The 9,634-nt window shown below is 65.7% G+C and carries 9 protein-coding genes; 8 read left to right on the plus strand and 1 reads right to left on the minus strand.

All coding sequences use genetic code 11. The features are described from left to right. The first annotated feature begins 113 nt into the window (after positions 1–113). The 8 genes from XB14_RS22045 to XB14_RS22080 all read left to right on the plus strand — a co-directional run bounded on the left by XB14_RS22045 (position 114) and on the right by XB14_RS22080 (position 7,928). Positions 114–1,277 (plus strand): isovaleryl-CoA dehydrogenase, encoded by a 1,164-nt coding sequence (locus tag XB14_RS22045; protein ID WP_077964015.1) that lies wholly within the window; start codon positions 114–116, stop codon positions 1,275–1,277. Between the two features lie 45 nt (positions 1,278–1,322). Beyond that, positions 1,323–2,930, plus strand: a complete 1,608-nt coding sequence (locus XB14_RS22050; RefSeq protein WP_077964017.1) for a carboxyl transferase domain-containing protein — start codon at positions 1,323–1,325, stop codon at positions 2,928–2,930. 10 nt (positions 2,931–2,940) lie between these two features. Further along, positions 2,941–3,324, plus strand: a complete 384-nt coding sequence (locus XB14_RS22055) for a RidA family protein (protein ID WP_077964019.1) — start codon at positions 2,941–2,943, stop codon at positions 3,322–3,324. Positions 3,325–3,339: 15 nt separating this feature from the next. Continuing rightward, entirely contained in the window at positions 3,340–5,328 is a 1,989-nt protein-coding gene (locus tag XB14_RS22060; RefSeq protein ID WP_077964083.1) for an acetyl/propionyl/methylcrotonyl-CoA carboxylase subunit alpha, read from the plus strand. Further along, entirely contained in the window at positions 5,325–6,194 is an 870-nt protein-coding gene (locus XB14_RS22065; protein WP_077964021.1) for a hydroxymethylglutaryl-CoA lyase, read from the plus strand. The genes XB14_RS22060 and XB14_RS22065 overlap by 4 nt, the downstream gene beginning before the upstream one ends. After that, entirely contained in the window at positions 6,191–6,976 is a 786-nt protein-coding gene (locus XB14_RS22070; protein ID WP_077964023.1) for a crotonase/enoyl-CoA hydratase family protein, read from the plus strand. The genes XB14_RS22065 and XB14_RS22070 overlap by 4 nt, the downstream gene beginning before the upstream one ends. 71 nt (positions 6,977–7,047) lie before the next feature. Continuing rightward, complete coding sequence (locus XB14_RS22075) at positions 7,048–7,419, plus strand: antitoxin Xre/MbcA/ParS toxin-binding domain-containing protein (RefSeq protein ID WP_077964085.1); 372 nt, start codon at positions 7,048–7,050, stop codon at positions 7,417–7,419. Beyond that, on the plus strand, positions 7,419–7,928 hold the full coding sequence (locus XB14_RS22080; RefSeq protein WP_077964025.1) for an RES family NAD+ phosphorylase: 510 nt from the start codon (positions 7,419–7,421) through the stop codon (positions 7,926–7,928). Before XB14_RS22075 ends, XB14_RS22080 begins: the two co-directional genes overlap by 1 nt. A 49-nt stretch (positions 7,929–7,977) precedes the next feature. On the opposite strand, the gene XB14_RS22085 is transcribed toward XB14_RS22080, so the two are convergent. Then, the gene (locus XB14_RS22085) at positions 7,978–9,342 is read right to left on the minus strand and encodes an FAD-binding oxidoreductase (protein ID WP_077964028.1); all 1,365 of its coding nucleotides are present in this window, start codon (positions 9,340–9,342) and stop codon (positions 7,978–7,980) included. Positions 9,343–9,634 lie beyond the last annotated feature (292 nt).

Genomic DNA, 9,634 nt, shown 5'->3' on the forward strand with positions numbered 1-9,634 from the left:
CCTGTCGCGGCGTTGATATCATTGCATTCGCCGCGATCCGCGTAGAGGATGGAGCGTTATCGTCCGGCCGCTGTGGGAGGAGACCACGCGGCAGGGGCGATGGGAGGATAAACATGTTTCAGGGCGGATTGAGCTTCGCGCTTGGCGAGGACATCGAGGCGTTGCGCGAAAGCGTGCAGCGCTTCGCAACGGACCGCATCGCGCCATTGGCGGATGAAACCGATCGCAACAACGCATTTCCGACGCAGCTCTGGCGCGAGATGGGCGAGCTCGGCCTGCTCGGGATTACCGCCGGCGAGGAGCATGGCGGTGCCGGCATGGGCTATCTTGCCCATTGCGTGGCGATGGAAGAGATCAGCCGGGCATCGGCCTCGATCGGCCTCAGCTACGGCGCCCATTCCAATCTCTGCGTCAACCAGATCAACCGCAACGGCAACGACGACCAGAAGGCACGTTACCTGCCGAAGCTGATTTCCGGCGAACATGTCGGTGCGCTGGCGATGTCCGAACCTGGTGCCGGCTCCGACGTCGTGTCGATGACGCTTCGCGCTGACAAGCGCGGCGACCGCTATGTGCTCAACGGCAACAAGATGTGGATCACCAACGGTCCGGACGCCGACGTGCTCGTCGTCTACGCCAAGACCGACCCGACGGCCGGCCCGCGCGGCATCACCGCTTTCCTGGTCGAGAAGGGTTTTGCCGGGTTTTCCACCGGCCAGAAACTCGACAAGCTCGGCATGCGCGGCTCCAACACCTGCGAACTGATCTTTAAAGACTGCGAAGTGCCGGAAGAAAACGTGCTCGGCGCGATCGGTGGCGGCGTGCGTGTTCTGATGTCCGGGCTCGACTATGAGCGCGTCGTGCTTTCGGCCGGCCCGCTCGGCATCATGGCCGCTTGCCTCGATGTGGTCGTCCCCTATCTGCATGAACGCAAGCAGTTCGGTCAGGCGATCGGCGAGTTCCAGTTGATGCAGGGCAAGCTCGCGGACATGTATGTGACGGCGAATGCGGCACGCGCCTATGTCTATGCGGTGGCAGCGGCCTGCGACCGCGGCGAGACGACGCGCAAGGATGCGGCCGGCTGCATTCTTTACGCGGCCGAGAAGGCGACGGCGCTCGCTCTCGAAGCGATCCAGGCGCTCGGGGGCAACGGCTACACCAACGACTATCCGGCGGGCCGCCTGCTGCGCGACGCCAAGCTCTACGAGATCGGTGCCGGCACCAGCGAAATCCGCCGCATGCTGATCGGGCGGGAACTGTTCACCGAGACGAGCTAGGCGGGATGAGACGAAAGCGGCCGAACTCGATCCAATGAGGACTTCATGACCGTTCTGAAATCTCACATCTCGCCGTCCTCCGATGCGTTCAAGGCAAACCAGGCCGCCATGGCCGAGGCGATCGCGACCGTCGAAGAGGCGGTGAAAGTGGCGGCCGCCGGTGGCGGTGACGCGGCGCGCGAACGCCATGTCAGCCGCGGCAAGCTCCTGCCGCGCGATCGCGTCGCCAACCTCATCGATCCGGCAACGCCCTTCCTCGAAGTGGGCACGACGGCGGCGCACGGCCTGTACAACGGCGATGCGCCGGCTGCCGGTTTGATTACCGGTATTGGCCGCGTGTCGGGCCGCGAATGCATGATCGTCTGCAACGACCCGACGGTCAAAGGCGGCACCTACTACCCGCTGACGGTGAAGAAGCACTTGCGCGCGCAGGAGATCGCCGCGGAAAACCAGCTACCCTGCATCTACCTCGTCGATTCCGGCGGCGCGAACCTGCCGAACCAGGACGAGGTCTTCCCGGATCGCGACCACTTCGGCCGGATCTTCTACAACCAGGCCAACATGTCGGCGGCTGGCATTCCGCAGATCGCCGTCGTCATGGGATCGTGCACGGCCGGCGGCGCCTACGTGCCGGCCATGTCCGACGAGACGATCATCGTCGAAGGCCAGGGCACGATCTTTCTCGCCGGGCCGCCACTCGTCAGGGCGGCCACCGGTGAGGTCGTCTCGGCCGAGGATCTCGGCGGTGCCGACGTCCATACTCGGCTCTCGGGCGTGGCCGACCATCTGGCGCGTGACGACGCCCATGCGCTGGCGCTGGCGCGCCGCGCGGTCGCGGCCCTGAACCGGCACAAGCCGCTGTCGGTCGAACTCGCAACACCGGAGCCGCCGCTCTACGACCCGCACGAGATCGCCGGCATCGTGCCCTCCGATCTGCGCACGCCCTATGACATCCGCGAGGTCATCGCCCGCACCGTCGACGGCTCCCGTTTCGACGAATTCAAGGCCCGCTATGGCACGACGCTCGTCTGCGGCTTTGCCCATGTGCACGGCATCCCGGTCGGGATCATCGCCAACAATGGCGTGCTGTTCTCCGAATCCGCGTTGAAGGGCGCGCATTTCGTCGAACTCTGCGCCCAGCGCAAGATCCCGCTCGTGTTCCTGCAGAACATCACCGGCTTCATGGTCGGGCGGAAATATGAGACGGAAGGGATCGCCAAGCACGGTGCCAAGCTGGTGACGGCGGTGGCGACGGCGCGGGTGCCGAAGGTGACGATGCTGGTCGGCGGTTCCTTCGGCGCCGGCAATTACGGCATGTGCGGCCGCGCCTTTTCACCGCGCTTCCTGTGGACCTGGCCGAACAGCCGCATCTCTGTCATGGGCGGCGAACAGGCAGCCGGCGTGTTGACGACCGTGCGCAGCGAAGCGTTGAAGCGGGCAGGGAGCCCCTGGAGCGAGGAGGAGGAGGCGCGCTTCCGCCAGCCGATCCTTGATCTCTTCGAGCGCCAGAGCCATCCGCTCTATGCCTCCGCAAGGCTTTGGGACGACGGCGTCGTCGATCCGCGCAAGACGCGCGACGTGCTCGGCCTGTCGCTGTCGGCGGCGCTCAACGCGCCGATCGAAGACACGCGCTTCGGCCTCTTCAGGATGTAGGGATACCGCCATGAAACGCGAAAACATCAATGCCCCGAACGCACCGCAGCCACGTGGAGGCTATTCGCAGGCCGTTCGCCTGGAGAATTTCGAGCGCCTGCTTTTCGTCAGCGGCCAGGTGCCGCTGACGCCTGAAGACGCGCTGCCGGAGGGCTTCGAGGCGCAGGCGCGCCAGGTCTGGGCCAACATCGACGCGCAACTGGTCGCTGCCGGCATGACCAGGGCCGACATCGTCAAGGTGACGGTCCTGCTCGCCGATCGCCAGCACGCCATGGCCAACCGTGCGGCCCGCCAGGATTATCTCGGCAAGCTCGCGCCGGCCATGACGGTGGCGATCGCCGGCATTTTCGATGCCGGCTGGTTGCTCGAAATCGATGTGATCGCAGCGCAATAGGGCCAGGGGATGCCGATGTTTTCCAAACTCCTGATTGCCAATCGCGGCGAGATCGCCTGCCGGGTGATGCGCACCGCCAAGCGCCTCGGCATCCGCACGGTCGCCGTCTATTCCGATGCCGACGTCGGCGCGCTGCATGTCGCGCTCGCCGACGAGGCGATCCGCATCGGCCCGGCGCCGGCGCTCGAAAGCTACCTTGTGGCCGAACGGATCGTTGCGGCGGCGCAGTCCGTTGGCGCGGATGCGATTCACCCGGGTTACGGCTTCCTTTCCGAAAATGCCGATTTCGCCGAAGCCGTGGAGGCTGCCGGCATCACCTTCGTCGGCCCGTCGGCTCAGGCGATCCGGGCGATGGGCCTGAAGGATGCCGCCAAGGCGCTGATGGAGCAGTCGGGCGTGCCGGTGGTCCCGGGCTATCACGGTGACAGGCAGGATGCCGATTTCCTTGCCGAGGAAGCGGCCAATGTGGGTTATCCCGTGCTGATCAAGGCGCGCGCCGGCGGCGGCGGCAAGGGCATGCGGCGGGTCGACGGCGCCGCTGACTTTCCGGCCGCGCTCGAAGCGGCGCGCCGCGAAGCGGAAGCGGCCTTCGGCGACGGCGCGGTCCTGATCGAGAAATATCTGACGAAGCCGCGGCATATCGAGGTGCAGGTCTTCGGCGACCGGCACGGCAACATCCTGCATCTTTACGAGCGCGACTGCTCGCTGCAGCGCCGCCACCAGAAGGTGATCGAGGAAGCGCCAGCGCCGGGCATGACCGCAGAAGTGCGGCGCGCCATGGGCGAAGCCGCTGTTCGCGCAGCGCAGGCAATCGGCTATGTCGGCGCGGGCACGGTAGAATTCATCGCCGACGTGACCGACGGGCTCTGGCCGGATCAGTTCTATTTCATGGAAATGAACACCCGGCTGCAGGTCGAGCATCCGGTCACCGAGGCGATCACCGGCATCGATCTCGTCGAGTGGCAGCTGCGCGCCGCGGCCGGCGAAACGCTGCCGAAACGCCAAAGCGAAATCGCCATCGATGGCTGGGCCTTCGAAGCCCGCATCTATGCGGAAGACCCGTCGCGCGGCTTCCTGCCGGCGACCGGGCAGCTCACGACTTTGAGTTTTCCGGAGGATGGCGTTCGCGTCGATGCCGGCGTTCGGCAGGGCGATCGGATCACCCCATTCTACGATCCGCTGATCGCCAAGCTGATCGTTCATGGACCCAACCGGTCGACCGCGCTGGCAAGGCTCGAAAACGCGCTGAGGGCCTGCCGCATCGGCGGCACGGTCACCAACCTCGATTTTCTCGCGCGCCTTGCTGCCGAACCGGATTTTCGTGCCGGGCATCCCGACACCGGGCTGATCGACCGTTCGATCGATCGGCTTTCGGCGCCTCCGGTACCGAACGATGCCGCCCTTACGCTTGCGGCCATCATTTCAACCGGGGCGTTGCAGCCGGATGGATCGGCAGATCCCTGGTCTTCGCTCGGTCACTGGCAGATCTGGGGTGACGCGAACCGGAACATCGCGATCGAGCACCTGGGCGGACGGACGACCGTGGCGCTTGCGGCCCGCGGCCGGGATCAGTTCGCGGTTCACACGGGTGCGGCGGCGCTGCCGGTGGTGATCCTCGACCGTTTCGCCGATGGCGCTCGTGTGGAAATCTCGGGCGCGCAGCAGGAGTTTCGCTTCCTGCGCGAAGGGGAGCAGATCACGCTGTTTCTCCAGGGCGACACCTACGTCCTGCGGCTGCCGGATGCGCTGAGTGCCGGCCACGCCAGCGAAATCGCGGATGACGCGGTTTCGGCGCCGATGCCCGGCATCGTCAAGCTCGTCCGGGTCCGCCCCGGCGATACGGTCGAGAAGGGGCAGGCGCTCGCGGTCATGGAGGCGATGAAGATGGAGCTCACATTGTCGGCCTCGCGCGCCGGAGTGGTCGAGAGCGTTCTCGTCAGCGAGGGCGAGCAGGTGAGTGCCGGCGCCGTGCTGGTAATGCTCCAGCCGGAGAGTGCGGAATGAGCGGATCGGCGCCCGGGCATGTGACGATCGTCGAGATGGCGCCGCGCGACGGGCTGCAGAACGAAAGCCGGCTCGTTGCGACCGCCGACAAGATCCACCTCGTCGACATGCTTTCGGACTGCGGCTATCAGCGGATCGAGGTGACGAGCTTCGTCAGCCCGAAATGGGTGCCGCAGATGGCCGACGCCGCCGAGGTGATGGCCGGCATTCGAAGACGGCCGGGTACGCGCTACGCGGTGCTGACGCCCAACCTGCGCGGGCTCGAGGCAGCACTTGATGCCGGTGCCGACGAGGTGGCGATTTTCGCCTCCGCTTCCGAAACCTTCTCGCAAAAGAACATCAATTGTTCGATCGCCGAGAGCATCGAGCGGTTCCTACCGGTTGCCGAACTGTGCCGGGAAAAAGGAATTCTGCTGCGCGGCTATGTGAGTTGCGTTGTCGAATGCCCTTATGAGGGTGCGATCGCCCCAGCGAGCCCTGCCCGCGTCGCCGGCCTGCTCGATGATCTCGGCTGCTACGAGATCAGTCTCGGCGACACGATCGGCCGCGGCACGCCAGAGGCGGTGGACGCGATGCTGGCCGCGGTGCTGGAGCGCATTCCGGCCAACAGGCTCGCCGGGCATTTCCACGACACCTCCGGCCGCGCGCTCGACAACATTGCCGTAGCGCTCGACCGGGGCCTCAGGGTCTTCGACGCGTCGGCCGGCGGTCTCGGTGGTTGCCCCTACGCGCCGGGTGCAGCCGGCAATGTCGATACGCTCGCTGTCAACGCCTTCGTCACCGGCAAGGGGTTTTCGACCGGTCTGGACGTGGCGAAACTTGAACAGGCCGCCGCTTTCGCGCGGAGCTTGAGGAGCGGAACATGACCTTCGAAACGATCCGGATTGCCACCGATGCGCGCGGCGTCGCGCGGCTGACGCTGGCATTGCCACAGAAGCACAATGCGCTTTCGGCCAGGATGATTGGCGAACTGACCGAAGCCGCCGAAAAGCTATCGGCCGACTCGGTAGTTCGGGCCGTCATTCTGGAGGGCGAAGGCCGCAGCTTTTGCGCCGGCGGCGATCTCGGCTGGATGCGGGGGCAATTCGATGCGGATCGGGCGACCCGCATCGCCGAGGCGACGCGGCTGGCGATGATGTTCAAGGCGCTGAACGAGATCGCCAAGCCCGTGATCGGCCGCCTGCACGGCAATGCCTTCGGTGGCGGCGTCGGCCTCATGAGCATCTGTGACGCGGCGGTTGCTTCGGCCGACGCCAAGTTCGGATTGACCGAGACGCGCCTCGGGCTGATCCCTGCGACCATCAGCCCCTATGTCGTCGCGCGCATCGGCGAGGGTAAGGCGCGGCCGCTGTTCATGTCCGCCCGCCTGTTCGGTGCGGAGGAGGCGCGCGCCTTGGGGCTCGCCACCACCGTTGTCGCCGCCGACGCGCTGAATGCGGCGATCGAAGCGGAGATCGAACCCTATCTGGCGGTCGCGCCGGAGGCCACCGGCCGGGCAAAGCGACTGGCTCGCTCGCTTGGGGCTCCAATCACCGAAGAGACCATTGCCGCGACCATCGAACAGCTTGCCGACTGCTGGGAGTCCGCCGAGGCCCGCGAAGGCGTGGGCGCCTTCTTCGACAAGCGTGAACCCGCATGGCGGCAATAGTATTCCTTGAATTGGGCGCTTTTTGAGCTTATTTTGATTGCATGATGATCAAAACAAGCGCGGATCGTGTCATGGCTGCTGTCGGTCTCAATATCTCCACCGCCCATTACGGCGAGAGCCACTCGTCCTTTCTCTCCGCCCGGCTGGTCGCCGATCGCCTCGGCGTGACGCTCGCGGAACTCGCGAAGCTGATCGGCGTCGCGCGCAACACGCTGACGGCGAAGTCGAGCGCCCGCAAGGTCGATGCGGCGCTGAGCGCGGTCGTGCGCATCCTCGCCATGGCCGGCGAGATGGCGGGAGACGAAAGCCGCGCCGTCATCTGGTTCAAGCACCAGCCGATCCCCGGCTGGGCCGGCAAGACCGCCTACGACCTCGTCGGTGAAGGCAAGGCCGACAAGGTGCTCGCCTATCTCGAAGCGGTGCGTTCGGGTGTCTACGCCTGATGGCTGTCAGCGAACCGGTGCGCCTCTGGCGCGCCTATGTGCCGCGCTGGGCGCATGCGCCGCTTTCCGGTGAAGGTGCTGCGCGCTTCGGCGGCAGATGGAACCCGGTTGGAACGCCGACGATCTACGCCGCCCGCGAACTGTCGACCGCCTGGGCCGAATACAATCAGGGTTTCGTCCAGCACCCGGCGCTGATCGCCCAGCTTGAACTGCGTTTTGCGCGGCTCGCGGATCTGACGACGGCCGATGGGCTGGCCGTGTTCGGTCTCCCCGAAGACATCCATCGTTGCGAATGGCGCGATGCGCTCGATCGCGGCCTCTTGCCGGAGACCCATCGGCTGCAGGCGGAGCTCAGCGATCGCGGCTTCGACGGCCTGATCTATCCATCCTTCATGTCGCCCGGCGGCACCTGTGTCGCGCTCTGGCGCTGGAACGCTGGCGAAGGGGCCGAGTTGAAGGTCATCGATCCCGATGGGCGCCTGCCGAAAACGCCGGCTTCCTGGCTTTGAACCCACGCGCCGAAGACCGGCCATTCAAGCCGAAAAACTGGTTTCAGCCTCAAAGCACCTTGCCCGGATTGAGGATGCCCTTCGGGTCCAGCGCCTGCTTGATCCGCCGCATGAGTTCGAGTTCGGCGGGACTGCGCGAATGGTCGAGGAAGTCGCGCTTCAACGTGCCAATGCCGTGTTCGGCCGAGATCGAGCCGCTATAGCGCCGCACGATTTCGTAGACGATGCCGTCGACGATATGCGGCGTTTCCGCGTCGCTGTCAGGCTCCGAGAAGGCGATATGCAGGTTGCTGTCGGCGACATGGCCGAAGAAGGAGACATGGGCGGCGGGAAAACGCGCGGAAAGCGCGATGCCGCATTCCGCGGCGAAGCGGCCGATATCGCCGATCGGCAGGCTGATATCGAGGTTGAAGAGCGCCGGCAGCTGGCTGTCCATGGCGTGACCTTCGCGCACGCTCCAGAACGAGCGGCTTTCCTTCTCCGACTGGGCAATCAGCGCATCGCCGATGATGCCGGCTTCGAGCGCTTCGCCGAGAAAGGCTTCGAAGCCGTCGCGCTCGCCATCGTCGCCGAGCAGGTCCTGTTCGACGATGACGGCGAAGGGCGGGATTTCGCCAAAGAGCTTCAGCTTCTCGGCTTCAGCGTTGAAACGGAAATAGCTCTGCCACATCGCCTCGAAGGCCGAGAGGCCGGGCAGGCCGCGCTGGCAACGTGCGAGGAAGGCCACCACATCGTCAAAGCTGTCGAGGGCGCAGAGCGCCGTCAGCCGGCCGGCGGGCAGCGGCCGCAACCGGAGGACCGCGCGGGTGATTACGCCGAGCGTTCCCTCCGAGCCGATGAAGAATTGCCGGAGGTCATAGCCGGTGTTGTTCTTGATCATCTTGTTGAGCGACGAGATCACGGTCCCATCGGCGAGTACGGCTTCGAGGCCGAGCACGTTGTCACGCGTCACGCCGTAGCGAAGCACCCGGATGCCGCCGGCATTGGTGGCGAGATTGCCGCCGATCTGGCACGAACCGCGGGCGCCGAGGTCGATCGGCAGCAGGAAGCCAGCGTCTTCTGCGGCGCGCTGCGCCACTTCCAGCGGCGTGCCGGCGCGCACGGTCATGGTCGCTGCCTGGGTGTCGATCTCTTCGATGCCGGTAAAACGTTCGAGCGAAATTGCGATCGCGTCGCCACCGGCATTGGCGCCGCCGGCAAGGCCGGTCATGCCGCCTTGACCCACGACCGCCTGGCCATGCTCGTTGCAAAGTCGAAGGGCCGTGGCGATTTCTTCGCTGCGCGTCGGACGAATGACCGCCTTCGGCAGATCGCGGCCGGTAAGGCTGGCATCGCTCCGGTGGCGCTCGCCGATGTCGGAACCGGTCAGAACGATATCGCCGAGGGCTTGCTTGAGGTCGTCGACGATGGTCATGGAACGCTTCTCCCGTTGCCGCGACGCCAAAATCATCGGCGGCGGACGGTTCTGCTTAACGCATCTTGTGGCAATCCGATATCCGAACGGCGACGTGGCGGCCATCCTTTGCCGGCATGCCAAGGATCCCGGCAATTCGCGGAGCGGGTGACGGTGCATTCCTCTTCGAATGCACCGCGTCGATGATGGATCAGGTCCCCGTGCGGGCGAGCTCGAAAGGCTCGGCCGCCGCGCTCTCGACGTCAGCGGCCACTTCCTGCTCCGCCTGCTTCGTCTCCGCCTGCCCCTCCCT

Source organism: Ensifer adhaerens, assembly GCF_002007205.1.
GTDB lineage: Bacteria > Pseudomonadota > Alphaproteobacteria > Rhizobiales > Rhizobiaceae > Ensifer > Ensifer adhaerens_D.

What these genes read in the sequence shown, in the direction of transcription:
- XB14_RS22045 (WP_077964015.1), top strand. Translation starts at nt 114, where the DNA reads ATGTTTCAGGGCGGATTGAGCTTCGCGCTTGGCGAGGACATCGAGGCG.
- XB14_RS22050 (WP_077964017.1), top strand. Translation starts at nt 1,323, where the DNA reads ATGACCGTTCTGAAATCTCACATCTCGCCGTCCTCCGATGCGTTCAAG.
- XB14_RS22055 (WP_077964019.1), top strand. Translation starts at nt 2,941, where the DNA reads ATGAAACGCGAAAACATCAATGCCCCGAACGCACCGCAGCCACGTGGA.
- XB14_RS22060 (WP_077964083.1), top strand. Translation starts at nt 3,340, where the DNA reads ATGTTTTCCAAACTCCTGATTGCCAATCGCGGCGAGATCGCCTGCCGG.
- XB14_RS22065 (WP_077964021.1), top strand. Translation starts at nt 5,325, where the DNA reads ATGAGCGGATCGGCGCCCGGGCATGTGACGATCGTCGAGATGGCGCCG.
- XB14_RS22070 (WP_077964023.1), top strand. Translation starts at nt 6,191, where the DNA reads ATGACCTTCGAAACGATCCGGATTGCCACCGATGCGCGCGGCGTCGCG.
- XB14_RS22075 (WP_077964085.1), top strand. Translation starts at nt 7,048, where the DNA reads ATGGCTGCTGTCGGTCTCAATATCTCCACCGCCCATTACGGCGAGAGC.
- XB14_RS22080 (WP_077964025.1), top strand. Translation starts at nt 7,419, where the DNA reads ATGGCTGTCAGCGAACCGGTGCGCCTCTGGCGCGCCTATGTGCCGCGC.
- XB14_RS22085 (WP_077964028.1), bottom strand. Translation starts at nt 9,342, where the DNA reads ATGACCATCGTCGACGACCTCAAGCAAGCCCTCGGCGATATCGTTCTG.